Below are 15,785 nucleotides of genomic sequence, written 5' to 3' on the forward strand. Positions count from 1 at the left end.
AGGTTCGGGCGTCCGCGCCGGGTTGCTGACCACCGCTTCGAGAGGTCGGCAACACGGGCCATCGCCGAGCAACGCCGTGTGCGCTCAGCGATGGCAAGGCCATTGTCGACCGTGCCCCAGCGGATCACCGCTCGCGTCACCGTGTGATTTGCCCGAGGACGCACTCGCTTCTTCCCGAGGTTTGGTCCGGCGATCAATCAAGCTGGCCGTGCCGTAGAGCGACGTGTCGATACCAGCATCCACGGCGGCCCGTTCACGCCGCCGATTCAGCCCGCGGCATTTTCCGGTCCACGACGACAGCCGTCCCCTGGTACGTGACGCGCGACACTCGCCATTGTGATCCGGCCTGGTCATAGTGGGCGTTGCTCTTGCGAAGCCCGACAATGACATTGGCCCCCATGGCAAGCCCCTGGCGCGCCAGGTCCAACTCCAGCGGAACATGGCGATGATGACCAGCAGCAGCGCCAATAGCGGCAAAGTGCTGAAGATGGCGCTTGGTGGTGTTGCAGCAGCGATAGTCATGGCGGCCTCCAATTCGTTAGCCAACAAACCTTGGCTTTTCGGATATCGGAAGGGGGGCGAGCTGAGGGCGCTCAAGTTGCCTCAGCGAGGGCGACATCTTACCAGTGCGCAGGCCTTATCAATGGCAAGACCTGCCACCAGAAAGTAGGCCGCACGATCGACCTCGCGCTGGCCGATGCACGCAAGCAGGCAAGGTCGCTCAGGGCAGAAATAGCTCTCGGTGCCAACCTTCGCGGGCAGGCCAAGGCGCAGACGGAAGTGCTGACTTTCGCCGAGTTCTTCGCGGCGTGCTATTTGCTGCTGACATTCCAGAGCCGCGTCGACCGCTACATGGCGCTGCGCATGATGGTCTATGTCGGGCTGCTCTATCAGGACCTGATCAAGCGTGGCGAGGTGCTGGCCGACGGCCGCCTGCCGCCCGTCCTGCCGATCGTCCTCTACAACGGCAGCCAGCGCTGGACGGCGTCAAGCGACGTCTTTGACTTGATCCCGCCGGTGCCGCGGCTGGTCGAGCAGTTCAAGCCCCGGCTGAAGTACCTGCTGATCGACGAGAACGCCTACACCGACGGCGAACTGGCCTCGCTCAACAACCTGGTGGCGGCCGTCTTTCGCATCGAACACCCGGCGTCGCTGGCCGCCATCGGCGTCTTGCTCGGTCTCCTCGACGAGTGGCTGGTAGACCGGCCCGACCTGCGTCGGAGGTTTGCCCTCTGGATCCGGGCGACGTTGATGCGCAAGGCCGAATATCGTATCGTGTTGCCTCGGATGGACGATCTACAGGAGCTGAATGTCATGTTGGCCGAACGACTCGAAGAATGGGCGCACGCCTACAAGGCTGAAGGAAAAGCCGAAGGAAAAGCCGAGGGTGAAGCGCTGGCCTTGCAGAAGCTGCTGCAGAAGCGTTTTGGTACCGTCCCGTCGCCTGTTCTGGCGATGATCTCTACGGCTTCCCTTGAGCAGGTCGACCTTTGGCTTGATCAAGTACTTGACGCGGCCAGCCTCGAGGAGATTTTCGGAGCAGGCAAATCCTGAAACGGCGCCAAGCAAGGCGTATGCGTTATCAGCGCTTGATTCCATTCGCCCGCTAATGTGAACTCGCGTACGTGACTTTCACATTAGCGCTCATGACTTGTCGAGATACCCCAGGTCATGAAGGTCGTGACCGTTTCCCCTCTTCCCCAACCCTTCTCCCGCGAGGGGAGAAGCAACCGTGTTTGACGCCAAGCGTTTTCTGGTTGCCAAGGGGGTGTTGTTTTTAACCATAGCATTCATGATCGTAAGCAATTTACGAATAATTCTGCCAATCGAAGCAGTAGTTCACAGATTAACCTGGCAGCGTCGCTACAATCTTCGCGGTCGCTGTAAATCCTTGCGCGCGACCATGGCCCGCTCGCCGCCGGGGCGCTTCCGGCGACGAATCCGCACTTTACGGCCAAGTTTGATGAAGAATTCCTGGGAGAACCGAGAGATGGCACAAGAAAAACCTGAAACCCCTGCAGCACCGGTCAAGGCTCCGGCAGGAGCGGTCGAGACGCGAGCTGCGACGTCTGGGGAGCAGCAGATCCGGATGAATACGGCGTCGGTGAAGAGCAGCTACTGCAATATGGTCAACGTGACCACGACGCGCGAGGAAGTGGTGATGAACTTCGGGGTCAACGAGAGCTGGGACCGGGGCGTTTCCGAGTACGACGTCAGGCTGGAGCATCGCATTGTGATGAGTCCCTTCGCCGCCAAGCGCCTGGCGCTGATGCTTGGCAAGCTGGTCAGCGAATACGAGGGTCGCTACGGCGAGTTGAACCAGGGGAACTAGGAAGCCCGTATGATGGCCGGGGCGCCTGCTGCCAGCATCCGTTCGCTGCGGGGATAGCTGCTGCCGGCAGCAGGCCTTGCTTCCCTCTTTCCATTGTTGCGCCGGTTTGGAGGCCACTACTTGCCTTCCAGTTTCCATTCTTCCAGCGGGCCGCAGACAGGCGCAGGCCTAGGCCTGTCTCCCGGGCTTGGCGATCATGCCAGGCGAGCGCACGACGATGCGCTGTGGGGAGCTTTTGCGGCAGCGCAGACGTCGGCCGAATTCTGTACTAGTTGGCTGTCGCTGCAATGCCTGCAGGTCGCCGACGTGCGTGCGGCCCTGCTGCTGCTCGAGCAGGGCAGCGGTACTTTCGTTCCGGCCGCCGTCTGGCCGTCCGAACAGACCGACGTCACCTATCCTCGCGCCGGCCGCTCAGCAGTGCCTGAGCGAGCGGCGCGGGCTTCTCCTGCCGGGCCAGGGAGGTGCTGTGGTGGTCGTCGCCTATCCCGTGGAACGTGAAGGACAGGTGCACGGGGCGGTCGTGCTCGATGTCGCCGAACGCTCGGACGGTGGCCTTGCAACTGGTGCTTCGGCAACTGCACTGGGGAATCGGCTGGATCGAAACGCTCTTCCTGCGCCGCCAGAATGGTGACGACGCGCAGGCCTTGCAGCGTGCGCGCGTGGCTCTCGACGTTCTCGGCGTGGCCGCCGAGCAGGCCCGCCTCAATCCCATGGCGATGGCGGTGGTCAATGATCTTGCCAGCCGCTTCGACTGCGACCGGGTTTCGCTCGGCGTCGACCGGGGAGGGCGGGCGCGTTTGCTGGCCATGTCACACTCGGCCTTCTTCGAAAAGAAGAGCCAGTTCGTCACCGCTCTCGAAAACGCCATGGACGAAGCCCTCGATCAGCGGCGCAGCGTGCTCTTTCCGGCCGGCGCGGAAAGCCACGGCGGCATCGCCATTGCTCACCGCGATTTTGCTGCCACGCGAGCCGTGTGTTCGGTGGTGCTCGGCAGCCGCGGCATCGGCGTTGGCGTACTGACTTTCGAGCGTAATCAGGGGACGCCTTTCAGCGCCGAGGAAACGAGGCTTTTCGAAGCGGTCAGCGCTTTGCTCGGGCCCTTGCTGGAGAGCCGGGTCGATCAGCATCGCTGGTTTGCCGGTCGCCTGGTCGACAAGCTGCGCGGCTGGTGGCTGCATCTCAAGGATCATCGCCGCCCCGGTTTTCGTGTCGCGCTGGCCGCAGCACTGCTCCTCCTGCTGGGTGTTTTCCTGCTCGACGGCGACTATCGAGTCAGCGCCAAGGCGGTTGTCGAGGGGGAGGTGCAGCGCGCGGCGGTGGCCCCCTTCGATGGCTTCCTGCGCGAGGCACCGGTGCGCGCCGGCTTCGTCGTCAAGGAGGGACAGCTGCTGGCGACGCTCGACGATCGCGACCTGCGCGTCGAGCGCCAGCGCTGGCTCTCCGAGCGCGAGCAGCATCAGGGGCGCTACCGCGAAGCGCTGGCCAAGCACGAGAGAGCCACGGCCAATGTCTCGCTGGCGCAAATGCAGGAAGCCAACTCGCAACTGGCGCTGGTCGACGAGAAACTGGCGCGCGCCAACATCGTCGCCCCTTTCGACGGTATCGTCGTGTCGGGCGATCTCAGCCAGTTGCTCGGTTCGCCCGTCGAACAGGGCAAGCTGCTTTTCGAGCTGGCGCCGCTCGATGCCTACCGGGTGATCCTGAAAGTCGAGGACCGCGATATTCGCGATGTGCGCGTCGGCCAGTCGGGCAAGCTGGTGCTCACCGGCTTGACCGGCGAAGCCCTGGCTTTCGAGGTGCGCAACATCTCGATGGCCGAGGCTGAAGAGGGCAAGAACACTTTCCGCGTCGAAGCGCAGCTCGATCGTAGCGACCTCAAGCTGCGCCCGGGCATGGAAGGGGTCGGCAAGATCAGCGTCGGCGAGCAGAGCTATGCCTGGATCTGGACGCATCGACTGAGCGACTGGTTGCGCATGCAGGCCTGGATCTGGTTGCCCTAGGCGGCTGACAGCGATGGCCGCCCCGTTTCTCAGTGCCTCCTGGTATCGCGTCGCCGGCCTGCGCCCCGAGCTGCGCGCCCATGCGCGCATCCATCGCCAGCGCTTTCGCGGTCAGCCGTGGTACGTGCTGCACGATAGCGCCTCCGGCAAGCTGCATCGTTTCAGCCCGGCGGCCTACCGCGTGATCCAGCTGATGGACGGGCAGCGCACGATCGACGAGATGTGGACCGAGGTGGCCGCAGAAGCCGGCGAAGAGGCGCCGACGCAGGACGAAGTGATCCGCCTGCTGGCGCAACTGCACGCCGGTGACCTGCTGCAGGCCGACCTGCCTCCGGATGTCGATGAGCTGGCCGAGCGCGGCAGCAAGCAGAAGCGTCAGAAGCTGCTGCAAAGTTTCATCAACCCGATGTCGATCCGCATTCCGCTGTGGGATCCCGACGTTTTCCTGGACCGCAGCTGGCCGCTGATGCGGCCGCTGTTCGCTCCGCTCGGGCTTTTGCTGTGGTTGCTGGCGGTGCTGCCGGCGATGGTTCTTGCCGGCGTGAACTGGCATGAGCTGACCGCCAACCTCAGTGATCAGGTGCTCTCGGCGCATAACCTCATCCTGCTCTGGCTGGTGTACCCGCTGATCAAGGCGCTGCACGAGCTGGGTCACGCTTACGCCGTCAAGTCGGGCGACGGCGAGGTGCACGAGATGGGCATCATGCTGCTCGTCCTGGCGCCGATTCCCTACGTCGACGCGACCGCCTCCGGTGCTTTTCGCAACAAATGGCGGCGGGCGCTGGTCGGCGCCGCCGGGATGCTGGTCGAACTGTTCCTGGCGGCGATCGCCATGGCGGTGTGGGTGATGGTCGAGCCCGGCCTGGTGCGCTCGATCGCCTTCAACGTGCTCTTCGTCGCCGGTGCGTCGACCCTGCTCTTCAACGGCAACCCCTTGTTGCGTTACGACGGCTATTACGTTCTCGCCGATCTGATCGAAATCGCCAATCTCGGCAACCGCTCGAATCAATACTGGCAATGGCTCGCCAAGCGCTACCTCTTTGGCATCACGAGCGTCGAGCGACCACCGGCGTCGCTCGGCGAACGGCGCTGGTTTCTGTTCTATGGGGCGGCGTCGTTCGTCTACCGGACGCTGGTGATGATCGTCATCACCCTGTTCATTGCCGGGGAGTTCTTCTTTGTCGGGGTGCTGCTGGCGCTCTGGGCAGCGACGACGATGTTCGTGCTACCGATCGGCAAGGGTCTCAACTATGTGCTCTCCAGTCCCGAGCTACAGCGCCACCGCACGCGTGCCCGCCTGGTCACTTTCGGGTCGCTGGCCGCCTTTGTGCTCTTCGTGCTCTCGGTGCCGTTGCCTTTGCGCACCCACACCGAGGGCGTCGTCTGGGTTCCCGAGAATGCCGAAGTGCGCGCCGCTGCCGATGGCTTTGTCGAGCAGCTGCTGGTGCAGCCAGAAGAGCGCGTCGAGGTCGGCGAGGTGTTGCTGGTGACCGCCCAGCCGACGCTTGCTGCCGACCTTGAGCAGGCGCGGGCGCGGGTACGCCAGCTCGAGGTGCAGTACACCACGCAGATGTTCGACGAGCGTACGCAGGCGGCGGCGACCAAGGAGGATCTGCGCCGGGAAAGAAGTGCCCTGGCGCGCGCCGAAGAAAAAGTCGATTCACTGCTGGTGGTTGCCGCCGTAGCCGGCGCCCTCAAGCTGGCGCGGCCGCAGGATCTGCCGCAGCGCTTCGTGAAGAAGGGCGAGCTGCTCGGCTACGTGCTCGACGGGCCGCCGCGGCTGGTGCGGGTGGTCGTCAGCCAGGATGACATTGCCCTGGTCCGCGAAGCACGCGACGAGGTGCGGGTAAAGATCGCCGACCGCGTCGAGCAGACCTATAGCGCGCGCCTGATTCGCGAGGTGCCGGGTGGGCATGATGAGTTGCCCAGCAGGGCGCTGTCGCTCGAAGGCGGCGGCCAGCACGGCACCGATCCGCGCGACCCCAACGGCCTCAAGTCGCTGCAGCGCTTGTTTCAGTTCGACCTCGAGTTGCCGCCGGAGGTGGGGCCACTACAGATCGGTACGCGCGTCTATGTGCGTTTCCACCACCGCGCCGAGCCCCTGGCCGAGCAGTGGGGGCGGCGGCTGCGACAGCTCTTCCTCTCGCGTTTCAATGTCTAGGGCGCTGCTCGATCGCTGGCAGGTGCATGAGTTTGCACCCGGCTTGTACGCCGAACGTCGCGACCTCAAGGACAATCGTCTCGACCGCTTCATCGGGCGCCTGCTGGGGCGCAGCGCGCAGTTGGGTTCGCCCTTGCGCCGCTACGACCTACGGCGCTTTGCCGCGCGCGTGCAGGTGCTGGCGGAGGACTTGCTGGCCATCGATGACGTGGGGCTGCGCAGCCGGGCAGGTGCCGTGCGCACGCTTCTGGCCGTCGAAGGGCTTGCCGAGGCGCCGGTCGCCGAGTGCTTTGCGCTGGTGCGCGAAGTCTGTTCGCGGCAGCTTGGTCTGCGCCACTACCCGGTGCAGTTGATGGGCGGCTACGCCATGCTGGCCGGCGCGCTGGCCGAAATGCAGACCGGCGAAGGCAAAACGCTGACCGCCGTTCTTCCGGCCGTGACCGTGGCCCTGGCCGGCGCGCCAGTGCATGTGATTACCGTCAATCCCTATCTGGCGGCTCGCGATGCCGAGTATCTGGCGCCGGTCTACGAATTCTTCGGCTTGCGTGTCGGCCTGATCGTCCCCGACCAGGAGCCCGCCGAGCGTAGCGCGGCCTACGCCGCCGACGTCACCTACTGCGTGAACAAGGATCTGGTCTTCGACTATCTGCGCGACCGCATTACGCAGAAACGCGTGCGCGCCGGTCCGCGGGCCGTGCTCGACGGCTGGCTGGCGGGACCGCGCGCGCCGGCTCAGGCGCGCAGCAAGGTCTTGCTGCGTGGTCTCTATTTCGCGATCGTCGACGAAGCCGATAGTGTTCTGATTGACGAGGCGCGAACGCCGCTAATCATTTCCAGCGACGTCGACGACCCGAACGGGCGTGCCCTCTACGAGCAGGCGCTGGCCCTGGCCGCCAGCCTGAAAAAGAAGGGCCATTACCTGCTCCGCCCGAAGGAACGCAGCATCGAGCTGACCGACGCCGGTCGTGCGGCGGTCGGCGATTTCGCCTGCGGGCTGTCCGGCCTGTGGCGCATCCCGCGGGCGCGCGAGGAACTGGTCGAACAGGGCCTGTCGGCGCTGCATCTTTTTCAACTCGACCGGCATTACATCATCGCCGATGACAAGGTGCAGATCGTCGACGAGTACACCGGCCGGGTAATGGCCGACCGTTCGTGGGAGCGTGGCCTGCACCAGATGATCGAGGTCAAGGAGGCGCTGGCGATCAGTAAACGACGCGACACCATCTCGCGCATCACCTATCAGCGCTTCTTTCGCCGCTACCTGTGTCTCGCCGGGATGAGCGGCACGGCCACCGAAGTGGCGCCGGAAATGCGCTCGGTGTATGCCATGGACGTGCTGCGCATTCCGCCGAATCGACCGGTCGTGCGCCGCGACCTCGGGCAGCGGGTGTTCCTCGACAGCGATGCTCGCTGGGCCGCGGTGGTGCAGCGCGCTGCCGAAATAGGGGCGGAGGGACGGGCGGTGCTGATCGGCACGCGTTCGGTGGCCGCTTCCGAGTTGGCCAGCTGCTGTCTGAGCGCAGCCGGACTGGCGCACGAAGTGCTCAACGCGCGCCAGGACCAGCGCGAAGCCGAGATCATCGCCGACGCCGGTCAGCCGGGGCGGATCACCGTGGCCACCAACATGGCCGGGCGCGGCACGGACATTCTGCTCAGCCCGGAAGTTCGCCAGGCCGGCGGCCTGCACGTCATTCTTTCCGAATACCATGACTCGGCACGCATCGATCGGCAGCTCTTCGGCCGTGCCGGTCGGCAGGGAGATCCCGGATCATGCGAAGCGATCGTCTCGCTTGATGACGAATTGTTTCTCGCCCATGCTGCAGCGTGGCGCGGCTGGCTGCGCGCGCAGGTTTCAGAGGCCGGGCTACTCCCGGCACCGCTCGCACGCCTGCTGCGCCGGTCCGCACAAGCAGCGGCCGAGCGGCAGAATTCGCGGATTCGGCGGCAGACGGTTGAAATGGACAAGCGCGTCGAGCAGTCTCTGGCGTTTGCTGGAAGAGGAGAATAGAAAAATGCGCAGTCGAGGAAAGCGGGTGAGGAGGGGCGTCGGGAGTGCCGTCTGGAGCCGGATCGGCAGCGCCGTGCTGCTGGCACTGATGGCGTCGGGCAGCGGGCTGGCAGCCGAGTTCGACTGCATCATCGAGCCGAGCAAGAGCGTGGAGGTGCGGGCGGCGAGCGAGGGGCTGATCGAGAAGATCTGGGTGGATCGCGGCGACATGGTCAAGAAGGGCCAGGTCCTGGTGACCCTGGATGCCGGCGTCGAACGCGCCGCGACCGACGCTGCACTTTATCGTTCGACGATGAAGGGGCGCATCCGCACCGGCGAAAGCCGCGTCGCCTTTTCGACGACCAAGTACAAGCGTCGCGAGGAGCTGGCGAAGCAGGCCTTCATCTCGCTGCACGACCGCGACGAAGCACTGACCGAGAAGCAGCTGGCCGAATCCGAGTTGCTCGAAGCCAGGGACGACCGCCGCCTGTCGGAGCTCGAATATCGCCGCCTGTCCGAGCAACTGCGTCTGCGCACCATCGCGAGCCCGGTGGACGGCGTCGTCGTCGATCGCCTGCTCAGCGCCGGCGAACTCGCCGACAATCGCGACCTGCGCAAGCCGATCCTCAGACTGGCGGCCATCGGCACGCTGTACGTCGAGGTGCTGATGCCGATCGACGCCTTCGACAAACTCAGCGCCGGCCAGAAAGTCGAGGTCCTGCCGGAAGCGCCGATCGGCGGACGCTACATGGCGACCGTGCAGGTCATCGACCGCGTCTTTGACGCCGCCAGCGGAACTTTCGGAGTGCGCCTCGAACTGCCCAATCCGGATTTCAAGCTGCCGGCCGGCATCAAGTGCAAGGCCAGCTTCCCGGCCATCGGCGGTTCTGCCAGCACCTCGGCGCCGCCCGCGCCGCGTGCGGCAGGCCAACCCGTGCCGGCGCGCACGGGAAAAGCGATGTAGGCTGAGGCGGTTCGCCGCTGAGCCACTTCGCAGCGCGGCAGGTGGACACTACTGAGACTTGCCAGGTGAAGCTCATGAACGTCAATCCCAATCGTCTCGCCGTGCCCGGGCACGACGAGATCATGTCTTGACTTTTGCCTAACGGTCATGACAATCGAGACGCCCCGGATGATGAAAGTCATGACCGTTTCCCTCTTCCCCTGCCCCTTCTCCCGCAAGGGGAGAAGGGAGTTTCGTGAGTCGCTTGCGCGACTTTCACATTAAGGCATGGGGCCAGACCCAACTGAGTGCGTTCTGAATAGGACGAAAGTCTCGGGAATGGGCCGAAAAGGGTAGAAAACCGCGAAATTTTGGGCAGTTTGACAAAAATCGCGGTGGGATGCAAAGAAATCCGATGCCGAGCGGTTAGGTAACGCATCGGCAGCTAATTGATCAGCGGTTCCCTAAGTATACCGAGCCGACTTCTCTTTTTGAGCGAAAAGACATGAGCAATTACTTTGGTCTCACCCCCCAGTTGCTTAGCCTAGACTGGGGCACCTCAAGTCTTCGTGCTTTTTTGATGCGCGAGAGCAATGTTATTGAAACTCGGCAATCCGGGCATGGCATCCAGCACCTTCCGTCATCAGGAACTGCCGGCTACGAGCAGGCCTTTGCTGAAATCGCCGGTGACTGGGTCGCGCAATGGCCGCAATTGCCTATCGTCGCCTGTGGTATGGTGGGTAGCGCCCAAGGCTGGAAGGAAGCACCCTATGTGCGCTGCCCGGCTGACATGCAGCTCCTCGCGAGCAAGAGCATTACGGTGCAAAGCGGGCTGGGGCCGGATATTCTGATTGCCCCCGGCGTTCTGTTCGACGTACCGGATGCGTTGCCGGACGTAATGCGCGGAGAAGAAATTCAGATTGCCGGCGCCTTGCTGACCAACCCACAATGGGCGATCCGATCCTGCATGCTGCTACCGGGGACCCATTCGAAGTGGGCGCAGATCGAAAACGGCCGGATTGTCCGCTACTCCACCTATCTGACCGGTGAGCTATTTTCCGTTCTGAGCAAGCACTCCATCCTGGGCCGCTTGATGCCCGCAGAGGGTGATAGTAAATCGGAATCCGATCCAGCTGCGTTCGAACTAGGGCTGGCCACCGCACGACGCAGCGGCCCTGGAGATTTGTCGCGACAGATTTTCGGGACGCGCACGCTGGGATTGGCCGGTCGATTGCCGCTAGCTTCTCTAGCCGAATATCTCTCCGGCCTGTTGATCGGTCATGAACTTGTTTCTGGAATGGCCGGCGCTGGCGATTTAACTTCAGTTCCACTGGTCATGATCGGCGCACCGTCGCTCTGTCAGCGCTATGTGCACTCCCTGAAGTACATGGGTCAGTCCGCTGATGCCGTGCTCGACAATACCGCCCCGGCCGGATTATGGAATCTCGCAATGGCGTCGGGGCGGATTGCTTAGGGCAATGCCCTGAAATCTAATAGGGAATCGAAAATGTCGACTAATTCTGTCGCTGAACGTTTTGCTTCAGCCAACTCAAAACTGCCACTGGTCGCCATTCTGCGGGGCCTAAAGCCGGAGGAGTCGGAAGGTGTTGCGCTGAAACTCTACGAAGCAGGCTTCCGCCTGATCGAAGTGCCGCTCAACTCACCCGATCCTTTCGCCAGCATCGCCACGATTCGCCGTGCCTTGCCCCTTGATGCGCTGGTCGGTGCCGGCACCATGATGACGATCGAGAACGTTCAGCAACTCAAGGCCTGCGGTGGCGAACTGGTAGTCATGCCGCATGCGGATACCGCGGTGATTCGTGCGGCCAAAGACGCGGGACTGATCTGTGCGCCAGGTGTAGCTACCCCAACCGAGTCCTTTGCAGCGCTGGCGGCGGGTGCCGATGCGCTAAAGATTTTTCCGGCGGAACTGGTCACACCAGCAATTCTTAAGGCGATCCGTGTTGTGCTACCCAAGGGGACGCGCCTACTGCCCGTCGGCGGCATCACGCCGGAGAACATGCAGCCGTATCTTAGTGCCGGGGCGACAGGCTTCGGCTTGGGATCAGCGCTTTATAAACCAGGCATGACAGCGGACAAGGTCGCGGCTGCGGCTTGGAAGTTTACTACCGCTTGGCAGAATATGGTTCGATGATTGTCGCTATGCTCGTTGGAGATCATCAAACCTCAGCAAAGCAAGGAGATTCCGCCGCTCAATAATTTCGTTGAACTAAACCGCTACCGCGGTGTTGGGGAATCCCGCCGCCGCGTTGCCGTTTCTGAGGCGCCTTCATCCTGAGAAAGCGCAACTGCTTTTGCTGATGGTCATCGATGCGATCTTCGTCATTGGGAATGTTCCCGATCCTGACGAGGAGAACGAGGAGAACGAGATGACTGAATTACGCCAGCGGATGAACGACGCCATGTTGTTGCGCGGCCTTGCCGACTGCACGCGCGAATCGTATATCGCGCGAAGCGCCGACGGGGTCAGGTCTTGACTTGTTCCCAGGGCCCGGGGAAAGACTTGACCCGATGATCCATGCTGCCGGTAAGATATAGGGAAACTATTCGACGCTGCTGACTTGCACCGAGCATGAAATGAATAATCTGCTAGCAACCGTTGCCATCGGCTTCATTGCCTCAAGCGCTCACGCCCAATATCGATGCGTCGAGGACGGCCGGACGCTCCTGACTGACCGCCCTTGCGCTTCCGACCAGGGACAAAGCAAGCTGCGGCCGCAAGGAAAACCGAACAACGCCGTTGGTGACCTTGCCAATTCCGCCTACACGACAAGCACGGGTGCTTGGCGAGGCCAGGCGCAATATCAAACGAATATCGCTGGAGCCGCTTCGCCCGAGGCACATGCCGTGGTTCAGATGATCATCGAAATTGATCCACAGGGCAAAGTAGTGGGTTCAAGCCCTGAAAACGGTTGCCAGTTGAAGGGACTTGCTACGCCGGGCGGGATGGCAACTATTGCAAACCTCGACGTGACATTCTCCGGGTGTACTTACAGCGGCTACAATCGTCGCATGTCCGGGCGGCTGGCTGTCTCTTCTGCCCAAAAGTACGCCCAGCTCAACCTCGCCGCGGTTTCGGTTGGTGTAGGTAAAATCGCAGCATCGTTTGACATTCGCGCAACGATGCGACGATAGCCGGAGCGCTTCATGGGGCGGGGCAGGCATGATGACAGTAGCCAGTGATGGCAAGAAGAAGGAACAGCGGCGCTTTCGAAGCCCTCTTCGGAATTGCTGCGATGCTGCCGTGGTGGCTCGGGAGCATCCTGGCGGTCGTCGCCTATGCGCTCTTGCACAGGTATGCGTCTGCGGATCTGCCTATACATGCGCCAGCCGGGCAGATTGGGCAGATGGTGGTCAGTCAGATGGCCAAGGCGCTAGCCTTCTACGCTCAGTTCATCGTCCCTCTGGTTTTCTTGGCCGGCGCAGCCACATCCTTCTGCAAACGACGCAAACGCGAAGACCTCTTTCGCGTGTTCTGGGGATGCACGGCTTTTCCGAAGTGCCGTGGTATCAGGGCAATCGAGCCAAATTTCGGCAAAAGGCAAGCTTTCGAACCGCAAGCGCCAGGCTTTGTGCGGCGCGCGCCTGAAAAAATGGCTCGTGTGGCAAGCGTCGCTGCCTTGCACTTCGCGCAAAAAGCCTGGCCGCGACGACTTTTTTGCTTGCCCGGGGAGCAGCAATCGTCGCCGGGACGCTTCGCTGCGGCGAAGGTCGAGCAGCAGGCCTTGCGGCTGCGCCAGTGTGCGCCGGGCCGGCGAAGAAAAGGCGCAGGCGAGGAGCGGCGAGGCTTGCCGATCGAAGCAGGAGTCTCTCGCGGACAGTTCGCTGGCGGGTGCTCGCGCCGGCAAGCGGCGGCGGCGAAGCGCGGTCGTGCGCTACGGGGACATGCGCGCTCCGGTCTTGGCTTTTCCCCAGGGCAGGGGGAAGGACCTGAGCTCACAAAAATGCCAAAAAATGGGTACAGGAAACCCAGGCAAAGCGCCATTAGCCGGCTGCACTGTCAAGCAGCATCGGGATTGTTGGGGGCGGCCACTGCCCACGGATTTCGCTGGTTGGAGCACGGGGGGTGGTCAGAAGGGCTTTCTGCCGTGCATTCGCAGAACGAAGCCATGAGTGCTTGCGGCACGAAAAACTGCAAAAAACTGCAAAAAGCTGTACAAAAATACAGCTGTTCGGTATTCTTGCATCCGCTGCAGCGAATTCGATCAACCGATCCCGATAGAGGAGTCAGTCACCATGAATCGCATTCAAAAGTTGTTTGAGCAGATCGCAGGCGTCTATCAGGCGGAGACTCAGCGCTGGGCTGTTGCGCAGGAGATCTTCACGGCGCCGCGGATGGATGTTTCGGCCTTGCAGAAGCCTGCTTGCTGGCGCAGGAAGGCCCGCATCTACGGCGCTCGCCGATAGCCAGGGCAGAGGTCTTGGTGCCTGCCTGCGGCAGCGGCCGATGGGCCTTCGCTCAGTGCTTCATCGCGCCCTGCGCGGGAGTGTCCTGGGCTTTCATTTCCGTCTGGGGTTTCCTGACCGCGGCGTCGATCTCTTTGGTGCTGCCGTCGTCGAAGCGCAGCGTGAGGGCTACGCTGTCACCCTCTTGCAGTGGCTGCTGGAGGTCAAGCAGCATCACGTGGTAGCCGCCGGGCTTGAGTTCGGTCTGCGCTCCGGCCTTGATCTCGATGTCCGCGACCTGGCGCATGCGCATCATGCCCTGGTCATTGAGGTGGGTGTGCAACTCGACTTTCCTGGCGACCGGGCTTGCTGCCTGGATCAGCTTGCGGTCGCTGCTGCCGCGGTTGCTGATGGTCATGAAGGCGGCGCTGTTGGGCGTTCCCGGCGGCACCATGCGCACATAGGCGCCGGCGATGGTCAGATCGGTTTCACTGGTTTCACTGCCCAGGGTGGGCAAGGGTAGGGTGAGTGCCGCGGCAAGGATGATGAGAGCGGGATGCAAACGCATGGTTGAGAGTTCTCCTGTCGGTAACTGATCGAGTGGGATGTTGTTGGTCTCACCTGGCGGCAACGGGCGCTGCCAGGTGTTCGCGGATGGCGGCAAGGAGCTGTGCGGAGGTCGAGGCGTGTGGCAGGGTCAGCGCCAGTTTTCCCTGCGTATCAATCAGGTAGGTCGCCGACGAGTGGTCGACGCTGTATTGCTCCTGTGCATTCGGTGGCTGCGCCTGATAACTGGCGCCATACTGCGCGGCGACGCGGGCGATCTCCTGTGGCGTGCCGCTCAGGCCGATCAGGGTCGGGTGAAAGAAGGGCGCGTATTCCTGCAGGCGCTCGGCGCTATCGCGTCGCGGGTCGACCGAAATGAAAAAGGCTTGCACCTGCTGCTGCTCTGTGGCTGCGAGGCCGGACAGCGCCTGCGCGATAAGCGCCAGCGAGGTCGGGCAGACATCGGGGCAATAGGTATAGCCGAAGTAGAGCAGGACGACTTTGCCGCGATAGTCGGCGAGTGAGACTGGCCCTTGTGCTCCGTGGAGGGTGAAGTCGCCTCCCGCTGGCTTGGCCGCGGTCGCCGGGCGGGCGTGGGGCGGAGCAGCGGCGATGGTCGCTGGCGGCAGCGGTTCCCAGAAGGCGATCAGGAAGATCAGCGCGCTACTCAGCACGACGATCAGGGCGATCAACAGCAAGCGGGTTTTCATGCGCGCGCCGGCTTCAGTTGCCGGTCTGGAAGCGGAAGGGCACCGCCACCAGAGCCTTGCCGGTATCGACCAGCACGGTCGCATCCCACTCCATGCTCCCGGTGATGCATACCGGCAGGCTGGCCACTCCCGAGAAGTGCTGGCTGTTGCTCGGCTCGCTGGTCAGTTGCGGCCGGTTATAGCCCATTTTCATTTCGGTACCGGCGAAATCGACCTCGACCCTGCGCACCTCGCCACCGCTGACCGTCGCCTGCAACTGCAGGGGCTTCAGCGCCGGGACGGGTCTTGGTTCGATCGAGAACTCGAGCTGACCGCCGTCAGGCAGAGCGGCAGTGCACGACTGCTGGTTCAGATTGCACGCCGATAGCGCTAGCTCGATATCAGCCTTCGGGCTGAGCAAGGGGGCCAGCTTGTAGCCAATGACGCCGAGCACGGCGAGGCCGAGCAGAATTGTGGCGTCGAGCAAGAGGTTCTTGGTCATCGAAGAAATGCTGGCTCAGTGGCGGTCTGCGGCAGGTCGAGCACGCAGTGGTCTCGTCTTGTGGGGCGGCAAGGGCGGCGGGGCCTTGGTGAGCACGCGCAGCGCAGCGAAGTGGCAAGCCCGCCATTGTGCAAAGGCGCGGCGCGGCGAAAATTGATGCAGCTCAAATTATCGCGCAGCGCTTGTGCGCACAATGTGCGGCATATTGCCGCAGTGGC

The 15,785-nt window shown here is 62.9% G+C and carries 15 protein-coding genes; 12 read left to right on the forward strand and 3 right to left on the reverse strand.

What is annotated here, in order from left to right; all coding sequences use genetic code 11:
* The first annotated feature begins 780 nt into the window (after positions 1-780).
* The 12 genes from QZ648_RS05885 to QZ648_RS05940 all read left to right on the forward strand — a co-directional run bounded on the left by QZ648_RS05885 (position 781) and on the right by QZ648_RS05940 (position 13,851).
* Complete coding sequence (locus tag QZ648_RS05885) at positions 781-1,554, forward strand: Rpn family recombination-promoting nuclease/putative transposase (RefSeq protein WP_291996395.1); 774 nt, start codon at positions 781-783, stop codon at positions 1,552-1,554.
* Between the two features lie 178 nt (positions 1,555-1,732).
* Positions 1,733-2,332 (forward strand): DUF3467 domain-containing protein, encoded by a 600-nt coding sequence (locus QZ648_RS05890; RefSeq protein ID WP_291996396.1) that lies wholly within the window; start codon positions 1,733-1,735, stop codon positions 2,330-2,332.
* Between the two features lie 527 nt (positions 2,333-2,859).
* Positions 2,860-4,332, forward strand: a complete 1,473-nt coding sequence (locus QZ648_RS05895; RefSeq protein ID WP_291996397.1) for an HlyD family efflux transporter periplasmic adaptor subunit — start codon at positions 2,860-2,862, stop codon at positions 4,330-4,332.
* A gap of 13 nt (positions 4,333-4,345) precedes the next feature.
* The gene (locus QZ648_RS05900) at positions 4,346-6,493 is read left to right on the forward strand and encodes a PqqD family peptide modification chaperone (protein ID WP_291996398.1); all 2,148 of its coding nucleotides are present in this window, start codon (positions 4,346-4,348) and stop codon (positions 6,491-6,493) included.
* Positions 6,486-8,501 (forward strand): preprotein translocase subunit SecA, encoded by a 2,016-nt coding sequence (locus QZ648_RS05905; RefSeq protein ID WP_291996399.1) that lies wholly within the window; start codon positions 6,486-6,488, stop codon positions 8,499-8,501. The genes QZ648_RS05900 and QZ648_RS05905 overlap by 8 nt, the downstream gene beginning before the upstream one ends.
* Before the next feature lie 25 nt (positions 8,502-8,526).
* A complete protein-coding gene (locus QZ648_RS05910; RefSeq protein WP_291996400.1) occupies positions 8,527-9,444 on the forward strand; it encodes an efflux RND transporter periplasmic adaptor subunit in 918 nt (305 codons plus the stop codon).
* 484 nt (positions 9,445-9,928) lie between these two features.
* Positions 9,929-10,897 (forward strand): 2-dehydro-3-deoxygalactonokinase, encoded by a 969-nt coding sequence (locus tag QZ648_RS05915; protein ID WP_169067707.1) that lies wholly within the window; start codon positions 9,929-9,931, stop codon positions 10,895-10,897.
* Between the two features lie 33 nt (positions 10,898-10,930).
* On the forward strand, positions 10,931-11,578 hold the full coding sequence (locus tag QZ648_RS05920) for a 2-dehydro-3-deoxy-6-phosphogalactonate aldolase (RefSeq protein ID WP_169067706.1): 648 nt from the start codon (positions 10,931-10,933) through the stop codon (positions 11,576-11,578).
* Between the two features lie 94 nt (positions 11,579-11,672).
* Positions 11,673-11,921 carry a hypothetical protein gene (locus QZ648_RS05925; RefSeq protein WP_291996401.1) on the forward strand — a complete coding sequence of 83 codons (249 nt, stop codon included), beginning with the start codon at positions 11,673-11,675 and terminating at the stop codon, positions 11,919-11,921.
* A 100-nt stretch (positions 11,922-12,021) separates the two neighbouring features.
* The gene (locus QZ648_RS05930; protein WP_169067704.1) at positions 12,022-12,579 is read left to right on the forward strand and encodes a DUF4124 domain-containing protein; all 558 of its coding nucleotides are present in this window, start codon (positions 12,022-12,024) and stop codon (positions 12,577-12,579) included.
* A 212-nt stretch (positions 12,580-12,791) separates the two neighbouring features.
* On the forward strand, positions 12,792-13,706 hold the full coding sequence (locus QZ648_RS05935) for a hypothetical protein (protein WP_291996402.1): 915 nt from the start codon (positions 12,792-12,794) through the stop codon (positions 13,704-13,706).
* Entirely contained in the window at positions 13,681-13,851 is a 171-nt protein-coding gene (locus tag QZ648_RS05940; protein WP_291996403.1) for a hypothetical protein, read from the forward strand. Before QZ648_RS05935 ends, QZ648_RS05940 begins: the two co-directional genes overlap by 26 nt.
* A 52-nt stretch (positions 13,852-13,903) precedes the next feature.
* Here QZ648_RS05940 and QZ648_RS05945 read toward each other — a convergent pair whose 3' ends face one another.
* The 3 genes from QZ648_RS05945 to QZ648_RS05955 are packed head-to-tail and all read right to left on the reverse strand — an operon-like array spanning position 13,904 to position 15,567.
* Complete coding sequence (locus QZ648_RS05945) at positions 13,904-14,398, reverse strand: copper chaperone PCu(A)C (protein ID WP_291996404.1); 495 nt, start codon at positions 14,396-14,398, stop codon at positions 13,904-13,906.
* 49 nt (positions 14,399-14,447) lie between these two features.
* Positions 14,448-15,086 carry an SCO family protein gene (locus tag QZ648_RS05950; RefSeq protein ID WP_169067702.1) on the reverse strand — a complete coding sequence of 213 codons (639 nt, stop codon included), beginning with the start codon at positions 15,084-15,086 and terminating at the stop codon, positions 14,448-14,450.
* Positions 15,087-15,099: 13 nt separating this feature from the next.
* Complete coding sequence (locus QZ648_RS05955; RefSeq protein ID WP_291996405.1) at positions 15,100-15,567, reverse strand: hypothetical protein; 468 nt, start codon at positions 15,565-15,567, stop codon at positions 15,100-15,102.
* Positions 15,568-15,785 lie beyond the last annotated feature (218 nt).

The organism is Candidatus Accumulibacter sp. ACC012 (assembly GCF_907163155.1).
Classification (GTDB): Bacteria; Pseudomonadota; Gammaproteobacteria; order Burkholderiales; family Rhodocyclaceae; genus Accumulibacter; species Accumulibacter delftensis.

Coding starts and splice junctions, on each gene's coding strand:
- QZ648_RS05895 (WP_291996397.1), top strand. CDS start 2,860: ATGTCGCCGAACGCTCGGACGGTGGCCTTGCAACTGGTGCTTCGGCAA.
- QZ648_RS05900 (WP_291996398.1), top strand. CDS start 4,346: ATGGCCGCCCCGTTTCTCAGTGCCTCCTGGTATCGCGTCGCCGGCCTG.
- QZ648_RS05905 (WP_291996399.1), top strand. CDS start 6,486: ATGTCTAGGGCGCTGCTCGATCGCTGGCAGGTGCATGAGTTTGCACCC.
- QZ648_RS05915 (WP_169067707.1), top strand. CDS start 9,929: ATGAGCAATTACTTTGGTCTCACCCCCCAGTTGCTTAGCCTAGACTGG.
- QZ648_RS05920 (WP_169067706.1), top strand. CDS start 10,931: ATGTCGACTAATTCTGTCGCTGAACGTTTTGCTTCAGCCAACTCAAAA.
- QZ648_RS05930 (WP_169067704.1), top strand. CDS start 12,022: ATGAATAATCTGCTAGCAACCGTTGCCATCGGCTTCATTGCCTCAAGC.
- QZ648_RS05935 (WP_291996402.1), top strand. CDS start 12,792: ATGGTGGTCAGTCAGATGGCCAAGGCGCTAGCCTTCTACGCTCAGTTC.
- QZ648_RS05940 (WP_291996403.1), top strand. CDS start 13,681: ATGAATCGCATTCAAAAGTTGTTTGAGCAGATCGCAGGCGTCTATCAG.
- QZ648_RS05945 (WP_291996404.1), bottom strand. CDS start 14,398: ATGCGTTTGCATCCCGCTCTCATCATCCTTGCCGCGGCACTCACCCTA.
- QZ648_RS05950 (WP_169067702.1), bottom strand. CDS start 15,086: ATGAAAACCCGCTTGCTGTTGATCGCCCTGATCGTCGTGCTGAGTAGC.
- QZ648_RS05955 (WP_291996405.1), bottom strand. CDS start 15,567: ATGACCAAGAACCTCTTGCTCGACGCCACAATTCTGCTCGGCCTCGCC.